This is a genomic window from Lentibacillus halophilus, from assembly GCF_039522485.1.
Classification (GTDB): Bacteria; Bacillota; Bacilli; order Bacillales; family Amphibacillaceae; genus Lentibacillus; species Lentibacillus halophilus.
This window is the reverse complement of the sequence record NZ_BAAADM010000030.1, coordinates 92,174-119,162: the sequence shown is the minus strand read 5'-3', so window position 1 is coordinate 119,162 and position 26,989 is coordinate 92,174. Positions and strand designations below refer to the sequence as shown.

Here is a 26,989-nt window from a genome sequence, read left to right as displayed (position 1 = left end):
GTGTGTGCGGGGATGCCTCAGCGGGTCAGACTCTGAAAATAGGCATCCGACCATTTATACAATTGCAGCATATCGGTATAGTCGTCTTCGAAAGACGCTGTCGGGTCGGTGGTGCCGTCGACGCCTTCGTCTTTTTTGATGTCATATGTTCGGACGTCGTGTTTCGCCGTTTCCGGAACAAACAATACATCATCATTGAAAAACGCGCCGGTCGGTAAATAATACCGCATGCCGAGCAAATTGCTGTCATATTGCAGAAGATCCTGACCGAAATACAGTCCTTCCGGCTCGACACCGACCATATTGAGAAGGGTCGGCATCATGTCGAGCTGGCCACCCACCGTATCATTCGTCTTGTCGCTCAGTGCCGGTTTGCCGGGGACGTCCATGATGAACGGAATGTTGAAGCGATCAAGCAGTGAATACGGATGACCAAGAAGATCATCCAGCAGTTGCACGTCTTTGTCCGTGACGAGTTGCCCGTGCACGCCGGAGTGATCGCCGTACAATGTGATCACCGATTCATCCCAAATACCGGCCTGCTTGAGGTCATCCATAAAGTCACCGAGGACACGATCCGCATAGTGAACCGACTGCAAGTAATTGCCTGTCAGCGTTCCCTGGAATTTTTCCGGGAGATCCAGTCCACGCTTATCCTCCGGCATTTTAAATGGGGTATGACTGGTCAACGAAATCACATGAGCATAAAAAGGTTGCTCGCGGTCAGCGAATGTCGTTAATTTGTCCATTGTTTTGTCATAGAAATACTCATCGGAAGGCCCAAAGCCGATGACGTGTTTATTGTCATAAAGGTTGTCGAGATGATAGGCGTTGTCAAAGCCCAATACCGGATACATCGTCGACCGATTCCAATAGTCGCTCTCGCCGGCATGAAAGGTCGCTGTCCGGTACCCTTTTTTGTTCAACAGCTTGGGCAGAGCGGGGATGGCTTTGTCTGCCAATTCCTCGGATGTCGGTGTATCGCCGACCGGATAAATCGACGTATTCATCATGAACTCGGCATCAGACGTATTGCCGGAGCCGATCTGCTGATACATATGATCAAAGTAAAGACTGTCGTCCAGCCACGCGTTGATATTTGGGGTGATTTCCTGGCCGTTCACCTCGAGATTAATCACAAAATCCTGCAATGATTCAATTTGTAAAACGATCACGTTCCTGTCACGGGCGATACCGTGGTAGTTATGCTCCGAAAACGGGACGGGTTCATTTCCTTTCAGACGAATGATGTCATTGACGGAAACATCGCTTAACACGTCGTCAGGGTCGACCCCGCCGACAGAGTCCCCATATAGTTTAATAGCTTGTGCGTTTAACATACCATGGTCCTCGGAAAACAGCGTCTGATCCAATATGCGTGCGTCTTTGTTCGCTGCGAAGTTTAAGGAAGCAATGATTAGGCAGGCGGCGAGCACGGGGATCAGAAATGCTTTCGACAGCCGGCGATTAACCGGATAATGGCCCCACTTCCGGAAGACAAGACATATTGCGAGTATAAGGAAATCCGCAAAGTAAAGCATGTCCTGACGCGCCACAAGCATCATAATACTATCACTGACCGAGCCGACCTGGTTGACTTGGCCAAGGTCGTGATACGTTGGAACGGTCCCGAAGTAGCGTTCATAGACGGTCATGCTGAAGAAAAGAACGGACAATAACACATCCAGCGCCACATAGATTGGTAGCTTAGCTTTGCCGCCCAGCCACTCGATCAAAACGAATAGAATAAGTACGATGCTCAGTTCATACCAGAATGTATGTAATATATTAATATCACCGAATACGTGATAGCGGAAAAAGAAAAATTTCAGAGCCACCATAATGGTGAAAAAGCTAAAATAAGATATCAACACGCGTTTAACCTGCCCCATGACAAAAACTCACCTCTACTGAATCATAATAGCGCACCATAGATTTGTAAAGAATTTTGCCGGTGCCTGGCACGAACACAATTCAGAATTGTCTTGGTGCCTGGCACTTGCATAATTCAGAATTGTTTTGGTGCCTGGCACCTGTTAGTATTAATCGTAATAAGGGGGATGATGATGAAGAAATCTGTGGCTATTTTTATCGTTTTGGCTATTGTTCTAGTGATATTTTTTGTGGCGATCGAGTTTATGGGTACGAATGAAACGGAGACGACAGAAGGTTTTGACCATAATGGCCGTGTGGAGCAGGTGTCCTCGATCAGTCAGGATCGGTTGAACCGGCAAGCTGAGGTGGACAAGCGGCTTAAAAATGAATACACTGATGGGTCGTATTCGTTTCAGGATCCGTTTATTGAATTGGATCCGTACGACGCCACGCCTCTGGCAGCGTTGGCGAAATTCAGCACGCCGGAGCCGGCAACGATTAAGGTGACTGTTGAGGGGAAAGATGGCGGTGGCGACATCCAGCATACATATGCCGCATATAATAAGGAGCATTCCGTCCCTATTCTGGGGCTGTACCCGGACTATGACAATACGGTAACCATCGCGGCGACGACGAACGATGGTGAAACGATGACGACCAAGCTCACCATCCAAACGGACGCTTTGCCGGATGATTTTTTGACGATTGATCAAGTGGATGCAGAACCGAAACGCATGGAAAGCGGCTTAACGTTTATCGTGCCGAGCGGGATGTACGCGTACGCCTTGGATCATAATGGAGATGTCCGGTGGTACTCCTCGATATGGAACCGCCATGTTTTCAAACGTCTGGAGAACGGTCATCTGTTGTTTTTGACCCAGGAAGACGGGCAGGATCAATACAATGAATTGTTGGAGATGGATATGCTAGGCAAGGTAACGGCCGATTATCATGTGGATTTGGAAGGATTTGAAAACAATAATCCTGTCCACCATGATGTGATCGAGCTGCCGAACGGAAACTTCCTGGCGACCGTCCACGATACAGATACCGCATTCGTGCAGGATAAAATGATCGAAATAGACCGCGACACCGGGGAGACAGTTCGCGAATTCAGCTTTGAGGATGTTTTCCCGGCGTCATTTTATGATGACTATGACGGGACACAGGCAGATGACGGCGACTGGTTCCATCAAAATGCGATCCAGTATATGGAAGAAGACGATGCGATTCTCGTCTCCAGCCGTCATCAGAGTTTGACCATGAAGATGTCTTATCCGAGCGGTGACATCCATTGGATATTGGCCTCACATGACCATTGGCCGGAGTCGTTTGAAAAGTATTTGCTGGAGCCACAGGGGGATGATTTTAAATTTCCCGGCGGCCCGCATTCTGTTGTGACGTTGCCTGATTTCGATAACAATGCGGAAACGACCGATTATTTGCTGTTTGATAACAATATTGCGCTGGCACGCGGTAATGAGGACTTGAGCAAAATGTTTAGCCGGGGCGTTCAATACCGTGTCAACGCTGACGACCGGACCGTTGAGGAGGTATGGTCCTACGGGGAGGAACGCGGTTACAGCATGTACTCCAACATCGTCGGGGATGCCAACTACGATCCCGGGACAGGCAATCGACTGATAACGTCCGGCTACACACCCGATCCGGACGATAGTGACAAGCGTATTAGCCGGATTGTGGAAGTCACCGATGACCAGCCGGCCGACGTAGTGTACGAAGTCGCCATTTCCGGCTTTGAAACCGGCAGCTATCGTCAAGCCTACCGCGCCCTGCGCATGCCGATATACCCAAGAAAAGAATGGCACTGAATTGTTTCGGTGCCTGGCACTTGCATAATTCTGAATTGTCTCGGTGCCTGGCACTAAGGAGGTGGATCACATGACAGAGTCGAATTCGGGTGGGCATATCCAAGGTGTGCCTGCTTATTTTCAATACCCGGAACTGCCCACTGGGTGCGAGGCAACGTCGCTGGCGATGCTGTTGAGTTGGGGGTGTGGCCGGGATGTGAGCAAATATGACGTCGCAGATGCATTGCAAAAAGGCGACAACGTTCAATGGACGGATGGCGAATGGACGGGAGCGAATCCGGACAAGGCGTTTGTCGGGGATCCTTATACCGACTCGAATGATGGCAGTTTCGGTGTTTTTGAAGGACCTATTCTGGAGGCGCTTGAATGGTTTATGCCCGGGCGCGGCGTTGATTGGACCGGTGCGTCATTTGATGCGCTGCTTGCTGTTGTTCGTTCGGGGGCACCCGTGCTGGCGTGGACAACGCTTGAGCAGCGTGAGACATTTTACGGATTATCGTGGACTGCCCCGGATGGCGAGACGATTGACTGGTATGAAAATGAACATGCTGTCGTGATGGTAGGTGTGGACGGAGATGACGTGATCGCCCATGATCCGCATACCGGAAAAGCGGAACATTACGAAAGGACGCTGTTCGAACGGAACTGGCGCTCGTTGGGCGGGCGTGCCGTAGCATTGGACGTGTAGTGAGTGTGCTGGGATCAGGGGATGACGCTTCGTTTGGTTTGCTGTCTTTGTGTGGCTCAAGACGGGGAAGTCGCGCGCGTTTCGGCTCGAGCTGCGCGACCTTGACGGATGACTGCGCAAGTTTCGGCCCGAGCTGCGCGAGCTCACTCCATTACTGCGCGAGTTCTCGACTGAGCCGCGCGACCTCACTCCATTACTGCGCGAGTTCTCGCCCAAGTTGCGCGACCTCACTCCATTACTGCGCGAGTTCTTGCCGGAGTTGCGCGACCTCACCCTTTACTGCGCGCGTTTCCGGCCGAGTTGCGCGACCTACCTTCATTACTGTGCGAGTTCTCGACTGAGCCGCGCGACCTCACCTTTTACTGCGCGAACTCACACGTGGTTCACTTTTTCCATGAAGCAACGATAATAGAAGGCTGATTTTCGGCAGCAGCCGAAAATCGTCTTTTGAATAGAATTAAAAAAGGTCAAATGAACTCTATGTTTTCAGCACAAAAACAGAAGAATTCATTTAGACCTATGTTCGTTTAACCCGATATGAAATTTTTAAATATGATCGTCCGTTCCTATACAAACGAAAGCTGTTGGTCAATCATCTGACAACGAACGGAAGGGATACTTACCATTTTCATCCCTTCACGCGTTCTCTTGTGCTTCCAGCAGCTTCCTCAAATTTGCCAATTCGTCTTCGGTGAGTGTTGTGCCTTTGCCCATTTTTTCCTTATCAGGGGACCAGTCCCGCAGATCATACTTGGGATCCCGGCCGTTCCAGCTGACGAGATTCAATTCTTTCGTCCAACCTTTGGGGGATTCGGATAAGACACCGATTGTTTTTTTTATGTCATAGTTAATCGAAGCCATGTTGATGTCTCCTTTTTATCGTTATCGTTGCATGCGGATGATTCGCTGGGATGATTGTGCATCTTGCTGTGCGCCCCGTTCCTTCTGCCTGATGACGAGCAATCCGACTATTATACTGTAAATGAAATGCCCAAGAGTCCAATATAGCCAGGATGTCAAATCACCAAGTTCCGGCGGGTGATTGGATAGACCTGTCAGCGGATACAGCATTGCACTGCCCATTGTATAAATGAGTACATAAGCCGTAAGCGACCGTTGCAGGTGCACCATTTTCAGCATGGCATACAGAAGGATAACACTTGCTATACAGAAGATGATATGAAAAATGACGCCCACAACAGGACGCTGGTCCCATGCTTTCAATAAGGGGATATAATCAATGTTGTACAATAAAATATAAGCATTGCTGCCTGTTAGAGAATGAATGGCTTGTAAAAAAACCGCCAGCACTGCCGCGCCGATGATTCCGATGAGAGTAAGTTTGCCATATGTGCGCATCCCGATTCCGCCTCCCCGTGAACTGATATATTGGTCTTTTTCCGCCAAAGCAGGATGGCAAACATATCTAATGATTGATGGGCGCACAGACTGGTTTGCGCACGTGTCACGGTTGATTTATCCCAGAACGGTCTCCACATGGTTCGTTACGTTATAGCGATTTCTGGGGAACGTTTTGAATATGGCACGTCGATTCAGCGACCATTGTCCAATTCATTAAAACCACCATTAATCGTCCTGCCGCAACTTTTCAATTTCGTCCTCATCCAGTTGCGTGATCTTAGCAATAAATGCCGTCGACAATCCCTCGCTTATCATAGCAAGCGCAACTTCCTTGATCCCTTTTTCTTTCCCCTTTTCCTCAAACGAAATCGGCAGGTCCATGATCTTCTCCACATCTGGTGAGTTTTTAACGTCTTTCATCAAGCTTGCCTCCTCCTCTTCGTTTACCTCCATGACGATATCGAGCCGTTTTGCCTCGGCCTCATGCATGTCGGAAAACACTTCTTCGGACAGTGGTTTGATGGTGTGAAAGTCAATATACTCATGCACTTTCGGGAAGAATGCTTGCAAAAACTCCTCGAAAAATGTGTGAATTAATTCCTTGAATAAGTGGTCGTGATGAATGTAGGCGGGTGTGTTTGATTCTTCCCGCACACATGTCGCTAGTTTCATTTTAACACATCCTTAATGGGGGATGAAGGGCGTCAAGGTGGGGGTCTGCTTACACAATACCATAACAGCATAAAAAGAACAAGTGTTCCCGTTCATTTTTTAAAAAAATTGGGAGCCGGCCTGTCACCCAGCTATTTCTGTTTCGGTCGATAGTTCGGGTGGATGTGTTTGCTTCCGAGAATCCGATAATTGAAGTTTTCCGGCGGTATGCTGGTCAGCTTTTTGCGGTTGGCAAGGTAACATGCGACACCAAGTGCGATCCAGACGACGAGAGCAATAAGTGATTTGGAAGAAAAATGAAATTCCCCTGCTACTTGTGGAGCATTGTCAAAACCGACATACGCCCACGGTGCGATCGCGACCATCGACAAAATCGCGGCAAAAGCAGTCGTGTTCGCTAGGAAAAGCGGTGTGACATGGGACAGTCCGGAGCCAGGCTGGACGCCCTCTAACAAAGTAATGACAATGACGCCGACAACCATGATGGAATAAACTATAAACTGCTTATATGATTGGTTAGGTCCTGGTTGTATGGGGCGTCGCGCGAGTTTTGGCCTGAGTTGCGCGACCTCGCCCTTTATTGCGCGAGTTGCCGCACGAGCTGCGCGACCTCGCCCTTTACTGCGCGAGTTGCCGCACGAGCTGCGCGACCTCGCCCTTTACTGCGCGAGTTGCCGCACGAGCTGCGCGACCTTGTCCTTTATTGCGCGAGTTGCCGCACGAGTTGCGCGATCGGCCGCTTCAGTTGCTTGCTTTTTCCTCTTGCTCCAAACGCAGGGTGTTCAAATAGTTGAGCAGTGGTTCGCGCAGGTCCTCGCGCATGAGCGCCATTTCAATCGTTGTCTGGATAAAGCCGAGCTGTTCGCCGACGTCATAGCGGTACCCGTCCATTTCATAGGCGTAAACGGGTTGGGTTTCAGCGATCTCCTGGATGGCGTCGGTCAACTGGATTTCGCCGTCAGCGCCGATTGTTTGCTTCTCTAAACAATCGAATATGTCCGGTGTCAGGATGTAGCGGCCGATAATGGCCATGTTGGATGGCGCTGTTCCTTGTTGTGGCTTTTCCACTAGACGGTTCACTTGATGCAATTGGCCTATTTCCTTCGTTGGATCAATGATGCCATAGCGGTGTGTTTCGTCGTCGGGAACATTTTTAACACCGATAATAGAGGACCCGGCTTGATCGTATTGGGTCATCATTTGCTTCAGTCCAGGGGTCTCATTTTGGATAATGTCATCGCCCAAGAGTACGGCGAAGGGCTCGTCGCCTATAAATTTCCGGGCGCACCAGATGGCATGTCCCAGTCCTTTTGGCTCTTTTTGCCGGATGTAATGGATGTCGACGTTGGCTGATTTGCGGATCTGCTCCAGTTGCTCAAATTTTTCCTTTTTCATCAAGGTGTCTTCCAATTCCAATGAGTGGTCGAAATGGTCTTCAATCGCCCGCTTCCCTTTTCCGGTCACAATAATGATGTCTTCAATACCGGAACGAACGGCTTCGTCGACGATGTATTCAATCGTTGGCTTGTCCACGATCGGGAGCATTTCTTTCGGCATGGCCTTGGTCGCCGGCAAAAATCGGGTACCGAGTCCGGCTGCCGGTATAATCGCTTTTCTGATGTGCTGCATCATTCTCCTCCTTTTGCGTCTATTATAGCGAAAATCGTTTCCTTGGTGCATGGAATGACGTTTCATCCTCGTATTCGGAGCATTTTTCCAAACGTACGAATGACGGGTTTTTTTCCTCCTGCGACGGCACCGCTGATTTCGGCAAACATTTGCAACAGAAATAAAATGACGAAGGTGATGATCAGCGCGGTGGACAGGCTGGCATAGGAAAACAGTACGGCCAGTGTCCCGAACAGAATGCTGAACGCATAGATGATCAGGACGGTTGTTCGGTGGCTGAACCCAGCGGCGAGCAGCTGATAATGGACGTGCTTATTGTCCGGCATCATGATGGGCTGTTTGCTGATAGCGCGGCGGATGATGGTGAACAGCGTATCGAAAATGGGCACCGCCAGGACGATGACCGGGATGATGAAGCTGAACAGGGCGATGTTTTTAAACAGTCCGACAATGGAAACGACGGCGATCATGTAGCCAAGAAAATTGGATCCGGTATCGCCCATGTAGATGTTTGCCGGATAAAAATTGTGATACAAAAAGCCGAGATTCGCACCAATCAGGACGATGCATAAATACACCGGAATAAGCTCCCCGTCAATGATAGCCATGACACACATGCTGGCGAGTGCAATGGTCGAAACACCTGTCGCCAGGCCATCGAGCCCGTCCAGAAGATTGATGGCGTTGGTGATCCCGACGACCCAGATGACGGTGATAAGCACGCTCATGAAACCGAGATCAACCATGCCGAAGACCGGAATCGTAATCCGCTCGATGATGAGGCCCGATGAAATAAGGAACGACGATGCAATCAACTGACCGGTCAACTTCACCACCGGGCGTATGGCGAGGCGATCATCCAGTGCCCCAGTGATCAGAATGACGATCGCGCCGAGCAGAATTTCCGGGAGATGTTCGTGGCGCGGTTGTAAATACAGGCTACCAAGCAGAACCCCTATGAAAATAGCCAGGCCGCCCAATCGCGGTGTCACGTTGGTATGGATTTTTCGATGATTCGGCAAGTCAACCGCCTTGATGCGGATGGCGAATGTTTTGACGGGATAGGTGACAAGCAATGCCGACAGCAGCGCAATCGCAAACGCTATCGCCAAATCGGTATACGCAAACATGGTGTGTCTCCTTGTACGAATGTCATTTGGTCGTTGGTGTGTTGACCTACATTATAGCCGATGGATGACGGAAAAAGCAACTATTGGTCCCGCTGGAAGTGAGTTCTTGATCGTGCATCTTGGTGGAAAAGGGCTGTATGTGCGTGAACGAGGGAACCGTACCCGGAATGGTGGCCCCGCGGATTCATCAAGCGAAGTGTTTTTCTCGCCTAAAGCATGACCATCAACGCACAAGCATACGTATGAGAGGTATGGACTTTGATTTTCTCAGGAAGGGGATTGAACGGCGATGCAATTTTATTATGGTGGTCAAATGCCGCTGCGGGTGCTGGATGAGGCGGAGTTTTGGAAAGAGCAGGAAGCCGAGCATACGGTTGTTATACGGGAGTTAGTAGACTTGGAAGACCATTTTGTCAAAACATTGAAGCAATGGGAAGACGTCTTGGAAACGACGCACCAGCATGTTAAACGATTTATTGAATCGGTCGCGCGGAGCAACTACCACGTATCGCACGCGCTCTATCAACAGGTGCTGGAACTGGTGTCTTTCTGTCTGCAGGAAAGTCAGGCTTTCATCCAATTTTGCCGGCAGATCAAGCAGGAAAGTTCAGCGGTATCAGGCAACCACACCGCCAAAGTGGTGATTAATCATATTATCGACGAGTCCGAATATTTTATCGGCATCGCTCAAACCATTTTATATGAGCAATGATAGAATGCCCTCACGCGGGTGTTCTTTTTTTATTGGAGGTGGGGGGGTGTCGCTTGGGGAGGTGCTGCGCGAGATTGGGGTGGAGCTGCACAAGATTGGGTGGGGACTGCGCGAGCTTAGGTGGAGCTGCGCGAGTTGTGCTCTAAGTTGCGCGACCTTAGGGTGGAATTGCGCAAGATTGGGTGAAGACTGCGCGAGTTGCGCTTTGAGTTGCGCGCCTCACCCCCGAATGGCGCGACCCTGACCCATGACTGCGCGAGTTCCAGACGGAATTGCGCGACCTTGGGGTGGAGCTGCGCAAGATTGGGTGGTGACTGCGCGAGTGGCGCTTTGAGTTGCGCGCCTCACCCCCGAATTGCGCGACCCTGACCCATGACTGCGCGAGTTCCAGACGGAATTGCGCGAGTTGTGATGGAGCTGCGCGACCTTGGGGTGGAATTGCGCAAGATTGGGTGAAGACTGCTCGAGTGGCGCTTTGAGTTGCGCGACCTCACCCCCGAATGGCGCGATTCTGGGTGGAGCTGCGCGACATCGGTGATTATTTCTCATGGGTAACCGCATCGATCAGCAGGACGATAGCTGTAATAATATGCATCGTGATACCGATAAACGGAATCACGGCTACAAACGACGTGACCATACCCAGGATGCTTCCCGCCATACTTCCTTTGGCGCTGCGGGCAATCACCAATGTGACGAGATGGGCAATGAACATGACAAACAAAATACCCCAGGACGTGCTAAAAACGAACGCAGCACCGATAAACGGGATGCCAAGAAACGCCTCGCCACCGCCAGTGATAAACTTCATGATTCGTGATAATGACATGATGAAAAATCCTCTCCTGAGCATAGCTTAGTTTTAAACGGAATAACGATTGTCATGCGAAGGTAAGAAAGACTTTGACGCGTTGCCCCACAGAAGCATCGTACCATCCGTACAAAAAATAAGCGTTTTCGTGTTTCGTGTCCACTCTTAATTCTTATACGTTGTCATGCTCCAAAGTATCCTTTATGACGGCAGGTGGTATGGTCGTCGCGCCGGAGTTGATACGTTCGACGATTCATTTGTGAAAAGTCGCACGAATGGTGATACCTTTCAAACGGATTTTTGAATCATTCGCCCATACGCCTTGGGGCCGCATTCGATGCCCCTAATCGACCAATCCTTTCAAGCATTCCTTAGTAGTTCTATTGTACACGTTCCATTACGTTTTTTCCAGCCAAATAACGATGGTACACTTCTGTCTGCTTATTTATTTCAAGGACTTGCATTCTTTGTTGCTTATGGAGCCGTTCAATAGCACAAAGTCGTCTATATCGTTTTTATGTGCGTAACGGCTGGTATGGTTGCACGATTGACAGAACCATTTGCCAAAGATTCGTTTCATCCCCCGTTTGGCGCATTCTGGACAGAAAACGCCCGGCAGCAGATGCATGAGGTCACCAAAGGGGAGTTTTTGTGTTTGAACAATCAAAAAAATAGTGTTTCCCACTCTTTTAGTGGGTCTACTACTTTTGACGTTTAGTACTCAAGTAGCTTTTGGTGAAAAAGGGGATTACAAGCTTGATGATGGGGAAGTTGTAAACATTAGAACGGATAAAACTTATTCAAATGCGATAAAAGTAGACAATGGAGAAGCGAGGGAACTGACCCTTAAAGAATTAAAACAACATTTAGAAGAACAGAGCGAAAATCAGTCCAAGGTTAATACGAATATTAATAATGAATTAACTCAACTGAGTGATATAAAACCACAAGCAACAGTTTATAGTTACGACGAGTATAATAATTCAACAAATTATTATAAACCTGGGGATGACCGGAAAGTTAGCGCTGAAGTTAACTGTTCTGGCTCAGCAAAGCCTTGTGGTATAACAAGTACACAAGGTTGGAGTATATCTGAATCGCCAACCAGATGGCGTGTACTATTTACAATAATGTAAACATTATAATAAATCCCCATTTCCCATGTATGGGGGTTTTATAATGAAGAAGAACAAAGGTCTAAAAAATTTTAATAATAACATATTATTATGAGCACACATCAAAACTAATTTTTTGAAAGGTGATATAAATGTTTAAAAAGATGCTTTTATTTTTCATCGTGGCTGTTGTACTATATGGATGTGATAATATTGAACAAAGTACATCGGATCAAGAAAAATTTTCTACATTTGAAAGCGCTCTAACTAACTTTAATGAATCAGCAGGAAAAAACTTAGTATTCGTGAATACAACGAAAGGTGATAATTTATTATTAGCCGAAGATAATGGAGAATTTTTTTATGTGGGAGAAGTGCGTGAAGAAAATGCTCAATATATATCAAGAAAAATAACATCTAGGTTGGATATAAGTACTGGTGGTGGTGGTGTAGAAGTTTTGCTACCTGAAGCAGAGATGAATTACTATATAGCCATTAAAGAAAATTCTATGATAGATTCTGATAAACAAAGTTTCTTCCCATTTTCGGATAATAAATCATTTCAGGTTCTTTCGAAAAAAGATGGTAAAACGATGATTGAATCATATGAGAAAATAAAATAATTAGGGGTCGCTGAATAATTAAAAATCACTGTTCTGACAGGAATTTTGTGCTCTTTTGTCGAAATAAGATGCAAGAGGAAAACCCGAATTGGGTAAAAAACCTTGCACCTGGAGGCTTTGACAATGTATGAACATAGGAGGTAATGGATTATATTTTCGCAATTTGACGGTCATCATATTTTGCATCAATTGTTAAAGGCGTATCTAAAGCACGAGAAAGGGATAGAAGTGTTTGATAATTTGGCTGTGTTAGCCCAGCCTCTAATCGGCCAATTGTAGACTTAGCAACATTGATGGCTGCTGCCAGTTCGTGTTGAGTCATTTGTTTGTTATGACGATGACTCACAATTTGCGCTGCTAAATAGCCTCGCTGCTCGATTTCTTCAACACGATCTTTACCAACGATATCCGCCAACTTCTTATTAAAATCATCATTCACTGTAAAAGACAACAAGATCACTCTCCTTTTTGGATAGGATAAAGGGAAGGGCTATGGACACAATATTCTAAATAGCGTTCTTCGGCCGGTTGAATATCCTGCCTTTGAATATCCCCATTATATTGCTTATCAAAATAATGGACTAAAATGACCTTATGATAATTATGAATAGCATATAAAATCCGATGATTACCCGATGATCGGCCGGAGACGCCCCAACGATACAAATTGGTGATTGTTGTGTTTCGCACAATATGCTTCATAACAGGCGGGAATTCTTCTTCTGGTGTTTGGTCATTAAATTCTTCAGGCCAAGGGTACAATTTCAAACGTTCTTTTTGGGCTAAATAACGTTCGGCAACGTTCAACCGATCACCTTTCCCTTTCGTTCGTTTCTCCTAGCCAGCCTTATCTAATAGCATTTCCTCAAAGCGTTTAATTTTATCATGAAGCACCAATTCAAAAACCATTACATTCAGCCTTTATAAAACAGTTTATATAACCATAATAGCATTAATGCTACTTAATGTCAAAATACACTGAGACTGCGCAGAAAACGGCCAGCCTGGGACGTTACTCAAATGACTCTCTTCCCTAATACATAAGTTGATCATTCCCTGTTCAGCATAAAAATGAGAACTCGTTATTAATCAAATCGCTCGGTAAATTCCCAAAATCGCTTGTTCCACGTCAACTGTTGTCATGGCTATCTTGCTCCTTTTTCAGATGGTTTTTCAGTCTTTTCAGTGCTTTTCGATGCAGCTTGAATACGTTTTGCGGTGAATCGTTGAATAAAGCAGCTATTTCGTTGTTTTGTACGCCATGCACGTATTTGTGCGTTAAAATGCCTTTCTGTTTGGGCGTCAGGGTTTGGATAGCTTGATATAATTGGCAGGGACGGAATGGAAGCGAGATGGTGGTGCTGAAGCCAATTTTGAAGGTGAAATTTTTGATTTTCGACTTGGGTAATGGGGTACTCAAAACCGGATTCGACCTCTCCGTCACTGCGCGTGAGCTGATGAAGAGCGGTATCAAATGTCAATTGGTCTCTGTAATGTTTGGCATCAACGATAAACATACTGTAATCAGCAATGACGAGTGAGTCGATTTGACTATTTTTGCCGTTGGTGCGCAAGGAAACATCGTCCAAAATGGTATACCGGCTGGCGAGCATGTCGAGATAGTAATCGACTTTTAATTCACCTGCATAGCCGGCGCCCTGTTTTCGGGCATCGTCTTTCATTTCCGGAAGACGCGGAAATGATGCAGGCATTCGAGGGATGAGCGCATCAAGCTTTTGGAGCGGAAGGGGTTTGGAACGATTTTTTATTCTCATAAAAATCTCCTTTATTTTATTTTTAGAGGAATATACTTAATATAGCACATTATTTGTGAAAAGTAATGGGTTTAAAAGGGAAATGTCGGCAGGGGCCGACATTTTTCATTATATTTTTTGTATTGAGGATGCGTTGCGCTGGAAGATGGCGCGAGTTTTGACCGGGATTGCGCGACCCTCGCTCTGAACTGCGCGACCCTGACGCATTATTGCGCGAGTTCCCGACGGAGTTGCGCGTGTTGTGTGGTTATCGCGCGAGTTAGGCTCTAAGTTGCACAACTTCACCCCATGACCGCGCGACTCTCACTCTGATTTGCGTGACCTCACCCCATAACCGCGCGACTCTCACTCTGATTTGCGCGACCTCACCCCATAACCGCCCGACCCTGCTGCATAACTGCGCGAGTTCCCAATGGAGTTGCGCGCGTTGTGTGGTTATCGCGCGAGTTGCGCGACCTCACCACGTGACTGCGCGACCCTCCCCCAAATCGCGCGACCCCCCACAACTACGCGATCCTCCAACAAAAAAGCTTCCTGCCGCGGCAGGAAGCTTCCTTTCGTTCGTTAGCGTCGTGTGAATTTGGCGGTCAGGTCGTCAAATAAGGTATAGACGACCGGAATGAGCAATAGCGTGAATATGCTCGATACACTCAGGCCGAATATGATCGTAATGGCCAGTGGCTGCTGCATGGCGGAACCTTGGCCGAGGGCGAGTCCGAGCGGTACCATGGCGAGAATGGTCGTCAAGGTGGTCATCAGGATGGGGCGCAGTCGGCTTGGGCCGGCCTCCAGAATGGCCTCGTGACGGTCGCTCCCTTTACGCCGGACGATATTAATGTAGTCGACGAGTACGATCGAGTTGTTGACGACGATTCCGGCGAGCATGATGACCCCGATGAATGCCGGGATGCTGAGCGGTAAGCCGGTGACATACAGGCCGCCGAGCACGCCGATGACGGTTGCCGGCAATGAAAACATAATAACGAACGGGAACAAGGCATTTTCAAACTGCACCGCCATGACAGCATAGACGAGAAAGATCGAGAAGACGAGCGCGACGGCCAGCTGACCGAACGATTCGGCCATATCTTCCACTTGGCCGCCCATGTCGTAAGTGTATCCGTCTGGCATGGCCATGTCATCCAGCGCTTGCTCCACATCGCTGCTCACTCGGCCGAGGTTGCGGCCGGCAAGCTCACTGGTAATGTTGACTTGCGGTTCCTGATTTTCACGCTGCAAGGTGACAGGGCCTTGTGCTTCGTTTAAATCAGCCAGCGAGACGAGAGGTATGGTTGCACCGCTCGGCGAATGGATGCTCATATCCTCCAAATCGCTGATGGTGCTGCGTTCCTCTTTCGGAAACATCAGCGTGACATTCATTTCATCGCCGTCTTCCCGGTACGTCGAGGCAACCCGGCCGGTGAATTGCAACCGGATTTGGCTGATAATTTGCTGTTTCGTCAGGCCGTATTGAGCTGCTTTTCCATTATCAACTTCGATCTGCATTTGCGGGACACCGGTTCCTGCAGATGATTCGGCATTGCGCACCCCGTCAATACGAGAGATGGTGTTTACAACGTCATCGGCGAGGTCGCGGAGCACTTGATGTTCCGGACCGTTCAAGCTGAGTTGAATCGGGTCGCCCATCCCGGCAGCACTATTTGACGCCGAGACCGAGATTTCTGCTCCAGGCACTGTTTCCAAATCATCGCTCATATCCTGAACGATCGCACTGGTGGACGCGTCCCGTTCTGCTGCCGGAACGAGTTGAATTCGATACGTTGCCGAACCCCCGGATGATCCGCCCATTCCCATGGCACCGCCGCCTCCACCAGCATTTAAGTAATTTGTTTCCACGACAGCATCGTACGTGTCCAATTTGTCACTAACGGTTTCCGTAATGTCGGTCGTATGCGCAAACGAACTGCCCGGCCCGGTTTGCACGTTCACTTGCACTTTACCCTGATCCGTCGATGGCATAAATGATGTCCCGATCTGTGGAATGAGCGCCAGACTGCCGGCAATGATCACGACGGTTCCGAATACGGTTGTTTTCCGGTGACCGAGCACCCAGCGAAGCATACTGCGGTAGACATTGTTCACTTTGTCCAGAAAGCGATTGAACCAGTAGCGGCGTCCGCTGTCACCGGTCGCCTTGGCAAGCAATTTCGACGACAGCATCGGCACGAGGGTCACCGCTGCAACCAGCGATGCAATCAGCGAGAACGACACGGCCAAAGCCAGCGGTGTGAACATGTCCGAGGCAATTCCTTCGACAAACACCATGGGCAAAAAGACGACCAATGTTGTTGTCGTGGATGCGATGACAGCAGATGCGAGTTCGGACGCCCCTTTAATGGCGGCGTCAACCATTGCATAACCGTGCTGTCGGTACGAGTAAATGTGTTCAAGTATCACAATTGAACTATCGACCATCATCCCGAGGCCGAGCGCCAGTCCGCCGAGAGTCAACACGTTCAACGTTTCTCCGGTAAAATACATCAAGGTGAACGTCGAGATAATCGCGATGGGAATCGACAAACCAATAACGATTGTCGCCCGGATGCTTTTCAAAAACAAAAGCAATATGAAAAAGGAAATGATGCCGCCGATGATAATGTTTTGCACGACGGATTGGATCGACATTTTAATGTATTCCGACGTATCAATAATGACATCGGTCTGAAGCTCTGCTGGCAAATCGTTTTTCATATCGGTCATGCTCGCGTTCACGTTATTGGCGACGTTGACCGTGTTGGCGTCGGTTTTTTTCATGATAGAGAGAACGACCGCTGATTCGCCATTGACGATCGTTTTGCTGTCTGATTCTTTGTACGTATCGCGCACATCCGCCAGGTCGCTCACGTGAACGGTCGCCTGCCGCTCGGTTTGCACAATGGTTTCTTTAATATCATCGACCGATGCCAATTCCCCGGTCACTCGGAGCTGTAAGTCTTTATTGCCTTTTTCTATCGTTCCAACCGAGGCTGATTGGTTGGCATTATTGAGCGCCTCGATGATGGAGCGGGATGTGACACCGTATTGATTCAACTTAGCCTGATCAAGGATCAACTGAATTTCCCGTTTTTTCGCACCTTCCACAGTGACCGACGCGACACCGCTCTGCCGTTCAAAATACGGCACAATCTCATCATTAGCAACCTGTGTCAGTTTGGCCGGTTCATCCCCGGTCAACCCCACCCACATAATCGGCATTTGTTGCGGATTAAACCGTAATATACTCGGGTCACCGGCGTTCTCCGGCAAAACGCCTCTCACTTGATCAACACTTTCCCGGACGTTCAGCAACGCTTGATCGAGGTTGGTTCCGCTATTAAACATCAAAACAACAAGAGATGACCCTGCCTGAGACTGGGATTGAACCGTTTCGATGCCCTCCACCGAACTGACTGAGGACTCGATTGGCTCGCTAATGAGTTTTTCCACTTCTTCCGGTGCAGCATCGCCATAAGACGTCGCAACAACGGCAACCGGCAAATCAATTTCCGGCATCAAATTAACGTTCAAATTGCGCAGAGAGACAACACCCAGGGCGATAATCGCAAGCACAATCATGATGACACCGACCGGGCGCTTGACGGATGATGTTACAAGTTTCACGAGTCATCCCTCTCTTTCACGACGTTGACACTTGCGCCGTCCGACAGTGTTAAAAGTCCGTTGACAACAACGTGGTCCCCGTCCTGGATGACCCCTTTCACCGCTGTCTTCTTGGACTTTGTCTCGCGAATGACGACGTCCGTTTTGACCGCTTTGCTGTTCTCAACGACATAAACAAACGGGTCACCGCGTCCGGTCACGACCGATTCCGTCGGCACAATGATGGCGTCACTGACGCGTTTTTCCGGTATGTGCATCGTCGCTGTCATGCCGGTCAGCACCGTTTCCGCATCATCCGGGTTCGGGTTGATGGTTGCTTTAATGGGATATAGGCCCTTGTCTCCCGGCATGGCGCTGCGTTCGGTCAGTTCGGCGTCATAATCCTGTTCACCAATCGTGACCGTATATGTCGTGCCTTTTTCCAGCAATTGGCGTATGTCCGTCGTAACGGATGCCGTTATGATCATGGGGTCAACATTCGAGATAACCATGACCGGATCAGATCCAGAAACCCGATCCCCTTCTTCGGCATCCAATTGAGCGATGTTTCCCGCTGTCGATGCACGGATATTCCGGCTGCCAGCTGCTGTTTTTATCGTCAGCAGAGAGGCGTTTTCTTCAACGGTATCGCCATTAGCCACGTTCAGCTCGGTTATTTCCCCGGAGTTTGGCACCATTACCGGTGTCGTCGCGGCTGGCTGCACCTGGCCGTACAACGTTTTTTCCACTACCAAGTCCCCGATTGTCGCCTCCGATGTCTCGACAGATACAACGTGGTCCTCCGTATCATCGGATTCATTTTCGTTTTGATTGCATGCGGCAAACACACTGACGATGGCCACCATTGCCGCGATTACAAACAAATGTCGCATGACTCGATTCCTCATTTCATTAATCCGGTCCATTGATGTCTTCGTTTCATAGTTGTCCCACCGGTCCGGAAAAATATGCCGAATTGAACGAACAAAGCCCGACCGGTTGCGATCATCCTTGGTGATGTCGTCCGGTGTGCCATCACATCTCTCGACAACAGCAACGGCCATCGATTGACGGAGACAAGGGGGCATCTCTTTGAATTGTCGGGTTTGTGAAAACGTTTTCATTTGTGGGCAGCAACGACTCTTTTGGTGCCGGACACCACGTTAATCGGCCGCACGAAGGGAGAGTGAGCGACCCCCTCCCCATTGCTCAACGTCAATACGGCGGGTTCCACGGAATGGCATTTTTCCCGAAAAAAATCGAGCGATTCATCTTAGCAATAATTTGACTGGTTCGTTTAAACTGCAAATCAAATGCCTTTACCGACGTGTTAACGAACAAGCCAGAGCCGTCATGAAACATTACATACGTCCTGTCGTCACGCTGTTCAAACGAATCAATCTGGTAAAAGGAAAGCCAGACATTATCTTTCTTTTTAGACGAAGCTGTGGGCAGCATATACACGCCTTGGTCCGGAATAACAGGAACCGGAACCTTGCTGCTTACATTCAACAGTTTGCGCACCGATTTCCGTCTCCCTTCCAACGTCGAGCCGTTAAGCACGCATGCATGATCAATAATCTGTTCAGGCCGGTACGCCGAATGCTTTTCTTTTGACGTTTCCAAAATAAGTGAGCGATAATACGCGGAATCCTTTGTGACAATCGCTTTCGTTTGTTGTGAAATCAAATAAATCGGTGACGCATACCTTCCTCCCATACACAATCCCCCCGATACGTCGACAATAAGCTTATTGTACTATGTTTTTCACCGATAAGCCATTCGTATCAGTAAGGTTTATCCGTTGATATCAAAAATTATGAGTTAGGAGACGGGTGTTGCCATATGTATGGCATGGTTCCCGTGGTTAAAAAACATAAAAAAATCCCCTGACCACGAGGGGATTTTTGACTTTCTCTGCCACTGTTTATTCCGAATAATCACTGGCCATCTCTATTCATGTTATCGTCGTCATCGGTCATGTTGTCTTCATTGTTATTGTCTTGGTCTGTATTGTCGCCATCCCCAGTTGTACCATCAGGGCTGTCATTATTCGGTTGCGAATCGCCCTGATTACCTTCATTCATATTGGGGTTTTCTTCGTTGTTATTATTGGGATTGTCATTGTCCAGCTGCGGATCGTCTTGATTATCCCCATTCATATCCGGATTTTCTTCCTCCTGATTTAACGGGGCCTCATCGCCACCGTTATTATTATTATTAGCCGGATCATCGTCGTTATCCGTTCCGCATGCTGCCAGTAATGACAACGCTAAAATGGGTGTGCCCAATTTGAAAAGCCATTTTTGCATGATGGTTCCCTCCTTTGACGTTTTTCGGTATCGTTTATAGCGTTACCAATTTGGGAACCACCATGCATATTTTTTAAAAAATTGTAGGAAGAAAATGGCCATAGCATACAGCGGTCGTGCGAATCGACTGCCATAATTCTTATCACGTGCCATGCTCGGACACGGACCGTTTTAAGGCAGCTGTTTATTGAATGGCAAACGTGATTTCCGCTTCACAAGCAACCTCGCCATCAACTGTCGCCACTCCTTTTCCCTTGCCGACGGAGCCTTTTATTCGCACAATCTCCACGTCCAGATGCAGTTGATCGCCCGGTTGAACCTGGCGTTTGAAGCGGCACTTATCAAGCCCGGCAAGAAAGCCAATTTTTCCTTTATTTTCCTCAATTCCGAGCACGCCAATCGCCCCGGTCTGAGCCAATGCTTCGACAATGAGAACCCCCGGCATCACCGGATAATCCGGAAAATGCCCCTGAAAGAAAGGCTCATTGGCTGTGACATTTTTGACCGCCGTGACCCGTTCACCTTCCGTTATGTCCGTCACCTTATCAACAAGCAAAAAAGGGTACCGGTGCGGAATGGTGTCTTTGATTTGTTGAATATCCATCCGAATCTCTCCTTATCCTATGTAGGGTACATCCATTATAGCAAAAAATACAGCCAAATGCGGACCAGCTACCGGACGAGGTGGAATAATTGACCGTGTGGCAGGCGGTATCGACCGGATTGGTGGACTTATCAACCGGGATGGAGAGGATATCGACCGGAATTGTGGACTTATCAACCAGGATGAGGGGGTTATCAACCGGATTTGAAATTTATCAACCGGGATGAGGAAGGTATCGACCGGATTGGGATTTTATCGACCGGTATGAGGGGGATATCGACCGGATTTGAAATTTATCAACCAGGATGAGGAGGATATCGACCGGATTTGAATTTTATCAACCGCATTCCGGAGATATCAACCAAATCTTGAATGTATCGACCGCATCACATTCCGGTTTCACAACCGCACAGCCATAAAAAAAGCATGCCCGCATGTTGCGGAGATGCTTATCGAGGTTTGGTCACGATGTCAATCATGTGTTGCCATGTTTTCCATTGAAGAGCGTCGATCGGGTTGCCGTCGCCGACCACGCCATAGCCAACCATCAATCCGACAGCGAGTGCGACGACCGATAGCGCCAGTACGACAATCATGCGAAGCCAAATGGGAAACATGCGGCGGTGTGGTTTTTGATGACGGCGTTTTTCTTGCTTTCGTTTTTTCTTATGCTCTTTACGCGTCACGTCATCCGTTTCAACCCCGGTCCTGCGTTGTCTCCGATTCGGTTCCGACTCTGTTTCATCCGGAGCTGAATCGTCTGTCTGGACCCCAGTCATTTCCTCTTGGTCGTGAACCGATTGCTGCTGTGCAACAGTTCCCGCGTCATCCGTTGCTGTTTCGCCGGTGGTCTGCTGTTGGGTTTGATCTTGAACAGCGACCTGTTCGTCCCTTGTCATCCTGTCGTTTTGCTCTGTTTGGTCCTTCTGATCTATTGGCATGGCTTGTTTCTCCTTACTCCGTTGTTGCAAGACACGGTCGGTCATGCCTTCATAAACGTCTTCATCCATACGGGAGACCGGGATCGTCGAGTTATCAGGAAAACACCGCGTGCCCGGTCGTTGGATTGTTGACCTAGTATACCCGGTGCCATCCCGGTTTATGTTACCACCGGGTCGTCATAACAACTGTCTGGAATCATGGTTTGTGACATTGTCCATTGTCTGCATCACCGGCCCGCAAGCCGCTGATGGCTTTGCCCATGCGTCTATCATAAGCTTTCAGGACGCGCTGGTTCGCAACCATCAGGGACGACGCCATCTGAGCGTCATGGGTTACGCTTTATCGACATTGGATCCCTTGAGGAGTCCTTGACAAGTGGTATAGCCCGCTCCAACCGGAAGATGATCGTTACACAATCTTTTTCCGTTCAACTTTATCAATATTTTCCAACATGATGCCCGTTCCTTTGGCGACACAGTTCATCGGTTCCTCGGCCAAAAACACCGGTACTTTCAATTCGTCGGCAAGAAGTCGATCAATGCCATGCACGAGCGCGCCCCCGCCAGTTAATGTCACACCGCGGTCAATGATATCTGCAGACAATTCCGGCGGTGTGCGTTCCAGAACTTGTTTAGCACTGTGTGTAATCAAGGCAACCGACTCACGCAACGCTTCCTCAATTTCCGGGGAGCCAACCGTGATGGTCCGTGGCAATCCGCTCACCATATCCCGGCCGCGGATGTCCATTTCCTCGTGACGACCGTCTTTGAACACCGTTGCGACATTGATTTTTATATCTTCGGCTGTACGCTCACCAATTAGCAGGTTGTATCTCTTTTTAATGTATTGCAAAATTTCTCCATCAAACGTATCCCCGGCTAATTTAACCGTTTCCGATGTGACAATATTGCTCATCGATAGAACCGCCACGTCAGTTGTGCCGCCGCCAATGTCCACGATCATATTGCCGCTCGGATGCTCGATTTCCATTCCGGACCCGATAGCTGCCACTTTCGGCTCTTCCTCAAGATAGACTTTTCCGCCACCAGACTTTTCTGCCGCTTCTTTAATCGCCTTTTGTTCCACTTTCGTAATATTGGTCGGGCAACAGATGAGCATTTTCGGTTTGGATAAAAAGCCTTTTACATTAATTTTATTAATAAAATATTTCAACATTGCTTCGGTGACATCAAAATCGGCAATCACACCGTCTTTTAACGGGCGAATCGCTTCAATATGTCCGGGCGTTCGCCCCACCATGCGGCGTGCCGCTTCCCCAACCTCGAGCACGCGGCCAGTATGACGGTCCATGGCCACGACAGAGGATTCATCCAAAACAATGCCTTTTCCTTTGACATGGATCAGCACATTCGCTGTTCCAAGGTCAATCCCGATGTCCCTCGCAAACATGCATGCAAGCCTCCCTGCTATGAAATCGTTCTCGTATCCAACATAAACTATTCCTACTAATCTCCTATTCTATCACAAAATCCATCATTTAACCGCCTGTTCAAGAAAAAAGATAGCAAAAAATAGTCGTCGTATCAGTCACAAATTCGTCACAAATTCATGCAGGAACGAGCGCCATTTTATCGAAATAGTGTTTAGAAGCCTTAAAAGGAGTGATACCACTGCATCGAAAAAAGACGTATGACTTACTGGCGTATGAAGCGCTTTTCCGGTGTATGCACCCAACGCACCGGCACCATGAGTCCATTGTTTCGGTCTACAAAAAAGAAAAGGCCGGTTTCGACGGCGAACGAAATGTGGACTACAAACTTTCCGCCTATCCACGGGACGACCTCTTCCTCATTAAGGGACTGCGCTTGGACAATCCCCCTTTTTATTTTCAAATCGACACACTCATCCTGACAAAACAATTTATAACCCTATTAGAAATTAAAAATCAGCAAGGAACCTTTATGTATGATGCGAAACTACGGCAATTGACCCAGGACGTTAATGGTCAAGTCAAAGCTTACAAGGACCCCATTTTACAAGTTGACGCCCAAAAGATGCATTTACAGGCATGGCTGGAACGGCGCGGAATCTACGGCATCCCAATAGAAACGCTGGTTGTCGTCGCCTTCCCTTCCACAGTCATCGCCAACGTCAGAGAAGATCCGGACGTTTACAACCAAATCATCCATACTGAAAGCCTGCACCAACATTTGGACCGCATTCACGCCAAGCATGAAAAGGACGTGTTCACCAAGAGAGAGATGACAAATCTGCACCGGCAATTCCTCCGTGCCAATCAACCGCTGCGCACCCATATTTTAAACACGCATCACGTTGAACAGCACCATTTGATTCCAGGGATCCCGTGCTCGCAATGCGCACGTTATCCGATGATTCGAAAACGCGGAAAATGGCAGTGCCCCGCCTGTTCCGCCACGGATGATGACGCCCATAAGCAACGTATTCTGGATTATTTTCTTCTTCACGACGACACAATTACCAACCGGACATGCCGCAGCCTTCTGCAAATTGACTCGCCAAGAACCGCATACCGATTGTTGAACGGCATGAACCTGAAGCATACCGGCACAAACAAGGGCCGAAAGTACATGGCTCCGGCATTAGGGGACTTCCCGCAACAATCAAGCTTCCCGGAACCGCCCAAAAACCACACACGGAACCCGATGCGTTAATAACCGGTTGATATCCATCTCGATCTGGTCGATATATTCTGAATGCGGTTGATACCTGCCTCGATCCGGTTGATATTTTCTGAATCTGGTTGATACCTGCCTCCATCCGGTTGATATGTTCCGAATCTGGTTGATACCTGCCTCGATCTGGTTGATATCTGCCTCCATCCGGTCGATATTTTCTGAATCTGGTTGATATCTGCCTCGACCTGGTTGATATATTCTGAATGCGGTTGATATCTGCCTCGACCCGGTTGATATGTTCCGAATCTGATTGATATCTGCCTCGACCTGGTTGATATATTCTGAATCTGGTTGATATCTGCCTCCATCTGGTTGATATTTTCCGAATCTGGTTGATATTTGCCTCGATCCGGTTGATATATTCCGAATCCGGTTGATATCGACCTCGACCCGGTTGATATTTTCTGAATCTGGTTGATATCTGCCTCGACCCGGTTGATATTTTCCGAATCTGGTTGATATCTGCCTCGACCCGGTTGATATATTCTGAATCTGGTTGTATCCCTCTCCATCCGGTTGTATCACCACTTGCTATCTGCTAGCGTCGTGCTCGCACACCCGCGTGTCCGCTCGGTAAACGCTTTCAACAATTGAAAGACCCAACCGTTTGCCGGCTGGGCCGTTCGTTGGCGACTATCAATTTGTCGGAATCGTTCAGTGGACGATTACCGCCTTCGTCACCATTTTTTGGATAGGTGCAACCGATTATCCGATTGGTTTGGCACTTGCCTCCTCCTCTTCTTCATCATCTGGTCGGTATTTACTCCGGGTTGCTTCGCCTCCGCGAAGATGGCGGATCGATTTGTTGTAGCTGAGCACATGTTTAACTTCATTGTAAAGTTCGGGATTGATTTCCGGCAGTCGTTCGGTTAAATCTTTGTGAACGGTACTTTTGGAAACGCCGAATTCTTTGGCGATCAATCGGACAGTTTTTTTTGATTCGACCACATATCGCCCTATCCTGGTCGTCCTCTCTTTGATGTAATCGTGCACACCGTTCGCCTCCCTAAGTTGGATATTTCCGAGGTGTGGGTTGAGACAAACAAGGTGATTCCTCTCACGCTGTTCACTCATCTTTTGGCAAAGGGCATCTGTGCAGCTGTGGCTATGGTTTCCCTGCAGATCAAAACAAGACAAAAAGCGCACTTCAAAGGTGATATGTAAACCGTTACACTGGTGAATTGACTGGATGGAAAGCTACACAAGCGCTCACCTCAGACTTTTCTGAATGCTTGATTACTTCATTTTATTATCGTTTGCCTTGAATTATGATGACTTTTTGACGCTGACGACCGCGGACATGCCGTTTGTTGAGGATTCTTTATAACGTGCGGCGCGCGAGGGACGTTTGAGGGCAGCTTGTTTATGCGCACGAAAAACAGCTCCAGCGGGGTTGCTGGAGCTGTATCTATTGGCTTTGATTGATCCATTGTTGGAATCGGTATCGCTTTTATGCCAGATGTTATGGCATTTCCTTATTTTTATCCGATTGATCATCGCTGGAGCTGTTGGAATCACTGTTTTCCTCAGATGGCGCGTCGCCTGATTGACCTGAGTCATTGTTTTTATCGGATGATGAGTCGCCTGACTGATCTGAGTCATTGTTTTTGTCGGATGATGTGTCGCCTGACTGATCCGAGTCATTGTTTTTGTCGGATGATGCATCACCTGAGTCGGCTCCTTCTTCCTCAGTGCTGTCCGATTCACTGCTGGATGAGTCGTCTTCGGTGTTCATGCTGTCGTCTTCCGATTTTTCCGCCAGCGCGTCGTCAATGGCGCTTAAAGGCTGGTTGAAAAAGTCTTCCGGATTGACCTCGGTCCCGTCTTTTCGAATCTCAAAATGAACATGGGTACCATTCTCTTTGCCAAATGTGTTCTTTCCGGCGGTTCCCAGGACATCACCCTGCTCCACGTTATCGTCAGTGGATACATTGACATCGCCGAGACTGGCGTAATGCGTTGTTACGCCATTGTCATGCGTCATAGTCACAACATTGCCCATCAACGGATCCTCTTTGATTTCCGTAACGTTACCGCTTAATGACGCCTGAACATCGAATGTTTCGCCATCAGCAGAAGCGATATCCACGCCTGTGCTTTGATAGTAGCGGTTATTCAAGACGACCAAGGCATCCTCCTGCTCTTTTTGATCGGCGTCATAGTCATAGTATTTAGTTACGATTTCTGCTTCAAGCTTGTCTTCAACAGGCTTTTGAATGATCTCCTGCTGATCCACGACGGGCTTTGCTTCCTGATCATGTTCAATCGGGGAATAGTCTTCGGTTTTCTCCTCCTGGGTCTCGTCAATCTGGTTGCCAATATTCTGATACCATACCACCAACGACAAGAGCAAGGCAGCAATCGTCAGATATACGGCTGGAAAGAACCACTTCTTACGGAAAATGCGACTCCATTTATTTTTTGGAGTTTTGTTTTCTTCTGTCATATGTCATCACCTCAGCAACATTCTGAGCAGAAAAATCCAAAACTATACATTAAATTTCTAAAAAAGTCCTATTTTGCTGCATTTTTTTGCGTTAATGGGGAATCATAAGCTGTTTTTTGGTAAAAACGATCCCTTTCATGCGGCGGGTGAACCACTCGTGCCGCCCTGGCCGTAACGTCTCCC

Annotated in this window: 26 protein-coding genes and 1 pseudogene; 6 read left to right on the top strand and 21 right to left on the bottom strand. The window is 48.3% G+C overall.

The features are described from left to right. Positions 1–17: 17 nt before the first annotated feature. Positions 18–1,892, bottom strand: coding sequence for an LTA synthase family protein (locus ABDZ72_RS05935; protein ID WP_343751764.1), 1,875 nt, complete (start codon positions 1,890–1,892; stop codon positions 18–20). A gap of 174 nt (positions 1,893–2,066) precedes the next feature. Here ABDZ72_RS05935 and ABDZ72_RS05930 point away from each other — a divergent pair, with 174 nt between their 5' ends. Continuing rightward, on the top strand, positions 2,067–3,707 hold the full coding sequence (locus ABDZ72_RS05930) for an aryl-sulfate sulfotransferase (RefSeq protein WP_343751763.1): 1,641 nt from the start codon (positions 2,067–2,069) through the stop codon (positions 3,705–3,707). Positions 3,708–3,777: 70 nt separating this feature from the next. Continuing rightward, a complete protein-coding gene (locus ABDZ72_RS05925) occupies positions 3,778–4,395 on the top strand; it encodes a C39 family peptidase (RefSeq protein ID WP_343751761.1) in 618 nt (205 codons plus the stop codon). Between the two features lie 636 nt (positions 4,396–5,031). Here the strand turns inward: ABDZ72_RS05925 and ABDZ72_RS05920 are convergent. The 6 genes from ABDZ72_RS05920 to ABDZ72_RS05895 form a co-directional block, all read right to left on the bottom strand. Beyond that, positions 5,032–5,256, bottom strand: coding sequence for a YdbC family protein (locus tag ABDZ72_RS05920; RefSeq protein ID WP_343751760.1), 225 nt, complete (start codon positions 5,254–5,256; stop codon positions 5,032–5,034). Positions 5,257–5,277: 21 nt separating this feature from the next. After that, entirely contained in the window at positions 5,278–5,754 is a 477-nt protein-coding gene (locus ABDZ72_RS05915; RefSeq protein WP_343751759.1) for a hypothetical protein, read from the bottom strand. 228 nt (positions 5,755–5,982) lie between these two features. Further along, positions 5,983–6,429 carry a hypothetical protein gene (locus ABDZ72_RS05910; protein WP_343751758.1) on the bottom strand — a complete coding sequence of 149 codons (447 nt, stop codon included), beginning with the start codon at positions 6,427–6,429 and terminating at the stop codon, positions 5,983–5,985. 131 nt (positions 6,430–6,560) lie between these two features. Then, the gene (locus ABDZ72_RS05905) at positions 6,561–6,911 is read right to left on the bottom strand and encodes a hypothetical protein (protein WP_343751757.1); all 351 of its coding nucleotides are present in this window, start codon (positions 6,909–6,911) and stop codon (positions 6,561–6,563) included. Between the two features lie 259 nt (positions 6,912–7,170). Next, positions 7,171–8,058 carry a UTP--glucose-1-phosphate uridylyltransferase GalU gene (gene galU / locus ABDZ72_RS05900; protein ID WP_343751756.1) on the bottom strand — a complete coding sequence of 296 codons (888 nt, stop codon included), beginning with the start codon at positions 8,056–8,058 and terminating at the stop codon, positions 7,171–7,173. A 62-nt stretch (positions 8,059–8,120) separates the two neighbouring features. Beyond that, positions 8,121–9,188: a glycosyltransferase family 4 protein gene (locus tag ABDZ72_RS05895; RefSeq protein ID WP_343751755.1), complete on the bottom strand. Its 1,068-nt coding sequence runs from the start codon at positions 9,186–9,188 to the stop codon at positions 8,121–8,123. A 289-nt stretch (positions 9,189–9,477) separates the two neighbouring features. On the opposite strand from ABDZ72_RS05895, the gene ABDZ72_RS05890 reads away from it, so the two are divergent. Continuing rightward, positions 9,478–9,900, top strand: a complete 423-nt coding sequence (locus ABDZ72_RS05890; RefSeq protein WP_343751754.1) for a DUF2935 domain-containing protein — start codon at positions 9,478–9,480, stop codon at positions 9,898–9,900. A 538-nt stretch (positions 9,901–10,438) separates the two neighbouring features. Here the strand turns inward: ABDZ72_RS05890 and ABDZ72_RS05885 are convergent. Then, on the bottom strand, positions 10,439–10,729 hold the full coding sequence (locus ABDZ72_RS05885) for a hypothetical protein (RefSeq protein ID WP_343751753.1): 291 nt from the start codon (positions 10,727–10,729) through the stop codon (positions 10,439–10,441). 689 nt (positions 10,730–11,418) lie between these two features. Here ABDZ72_RS05885 and ABDZ72_RS05880 point away from each other — a divergent pair. Both ABDZ72_RS05880 and ABDZ72_RS05875 read left to right on the top strand, forming a co-directional pair. After that, positions 11,419–11,847 carry a hypothetical protein gene (locus ABDZ72_RS05880; RefSeq protein WP_343751752.1) on the top strand — a complete coding sequence of 143 codons (429 nt, stop codon included), beginning with the start codon at positions 11,419–11,421 and terminating at the stop codon, positions 11,845–11,847. Between the two features lie 131 nt (positions 11,848–11,978). Then, the gene (locus ABDZ72_RS05875) at positions 11,979–12,449 is read left to right on the top strand and encodes a hypothetical protein (protein ID WP_343751751.1); all 471 of its coding nucleotides are present in this window, start codon (positions 11,979–11,981) and stop codon (positions 12,447–12,449) included. Positions 12,450–12,597: 148 nt separating this feature from the next. Here the strand turns inward: ABDZ72_RS05875 and ABDZ72_RS05870 are convergent, their stop codons facing one another. The 11 genes and pseudogenes from ABDZ72_RS05870 to mreB form a co-directional block, all read right to left on the bottom strand. Beyond that, complete coding sequence (locus ABDZ72_RS05870; RefSeq protein ID WP_343751750.1) at positions 12,598–12,903, bottom strand: helix-turn-helix domain-containing protein; 306 nt, start codon at positions 12,901–12,903, stop codon at positions 12,598–12,600. 2 nt (positions 12,904–12,905) lie between these two features. Beyond that, the gene (locus ABDZ72_RS05865; RefSeq protein WP_343751749.1) at positions 12,906–13,256 is read right to left on the bottom strand and encodes a type II toxin-antitoxin system RelE/ParE family toxin; all 351 of its coding nucleotides are present in this window, start codon (positions 13,254–13,256) and stop codon (positions 12,906–12,908) included. A gap of 322 nt (positions 13,257–13,578) precedes the next feature. Further along, a complete protein-coding gene (locus tag ABDZ72_RS14410; RefSeq protein WP_425542355.1) occupies positions 13,579–13,893 on the bottom strand; it encodes a sigma-70 family RNA polymerase sigma factor in 315 nt (104 codons plus the stop codon). After that, positions 13,802–14,131: pseudogene (locus ABDZ72_RS14405) on the bottom strand (nuclease-related domain-containing protein); the annotation flags it as partial. The pseudogene ABDZ72_RS14405 and the gene ABDZ72_RS14410, both read right to left, overlap by 92 nt. 657 nt (positions 14,132–14,788) lie before the next feature. Continuing rightward, positions 14,789–17,845 (bottom strand): efflux RND transporter permease subunit, encoded by a 3,057-nt coding sequence (locus tag ABDZ72_RS05855; protein ID WP_343751747.1) that lies wholly within the window; start codon positions 17,843–17,845, stop codon positions 14,789–14,791. Continuing rightward, a complete protein-coding gene (locus ABDZ72_RS05850) occupies positions 17,842–18,948 on the bottom strand; it encodes an efflux RND transporter periplasmic adaptor subunit (protein ID WP_343751746.1) in 1,107 nt (368 codons plus the stop codon). The genes ABDZ72_RS05855 and ABDZ72_RS05850 overlap by 4 nt, the downstream gene beginning before the upstream one ends. A gap of 91 nt (positions 18,949–19,039) precedes the next feature. Then, on the bottom strand, positions 19,040–19,543 hold the full coding sequence (locus ABDZ72_RS05845; protein ID WP_343751745.1) for a competence protein ComK: 504 nt from the start codon (positions 19,541–19,543) through the stop codon (positions 19,040–19,042). Positions 19,544–19,764: 221 nt separating this feature from the next. Further along, a complete protein-coding gene (locus tag ABDZ72_RS05840; RefSeq protein WP_343751744.1) occupies positions 19,765–20,136 on the bottom strand; it encodes a hypothetical protein in 372 nt (123 codons plus the stop codon). A 184-nt stretch (positions 20,137–20,320) separates the two neighbouring features. Next, entirely contained in the window at positions 20,321–20,740 is a 420-nt protein-coding gene (gene fabZ / locus ABDZ72_RS05835) for a 3-hydroxyacyl-ACP dehydratase FabZ (RefSeq protein WP_343751743.1), read from the bottom strand. 449 nt (positions 20,741–21,189) lie between these two features. Next, positions 21,190–21,681 (bottom strand): DNA-directed RNA polymerase subunit beta, encoded by a 492-nt coding sequence (locus tag ABDZ72_RS05830; protein ID WP_343751742.1) that lies wholly within the window; start codon positions 21,679–21,681, stop codon positions 21,190–21,192. A 409-nt stretch (positions 21,682–22,090) separates the two neighbouring features. Next, positions 22,091–23,092, bottom strand: a complete 1,002-nt coding sequence (mreB, locus tag ABDZ72_RS05825; protein ID WP_343751741.1) for a rod shape-determining protein — start codon at positions 23,090–23,092, stop codon at positions 22,091–22,093. 212 nt (positions 23,093–23,304) lie between these two features. Between mreB and ABDZ72_RS05820 the strand changes: the two genes are divergently transcribed. Further along, the gene (locus tag ABDZ72_RS05820; protein ID WP_343751740.1) at positions 23,305–24,336 is read left to right on the top strand and encodes a nuclease-related domain-containing protein; all 1,032 of its coding nucleotides are present in this window, start codon (positions 23,305–23,307) and stop codon (positions 24,334–24,336) included. Positions 24,337–25,065: 729 nt separating this feature from the next. On the opposite strand, the gene spoIIID is transcribed toward ABDZ72_RS05820, so the two are convergent. After that, positions 25,066–25,353, bottom strand: a complete 288-nt coding sequence (spoIIID, locus tag ABDZ72_RS05815) for a sporulation transcriptional regulator SpoIIID (RefSeq protein WP_343751739.1) — start codon at positions 25,351–25,353, stop codon at positions 25,066–25,068. Between the two features lie 469 nt (positions 25,354–25,822). Further along, positions 25,823–26,806: a stage II sporulation protein SpoIIQ gene (spoIIQ, locus tag ABDZ72_RS05810; protein WP_343751738.1), complete on the bottom strand. Its 984-nt coding sequence runs from the start codon at positions 26,804–26,806 to the stop codon at positions 25,823–25,825. Positions 26,807–26,989: the final 183 nt, after the last annotated feature.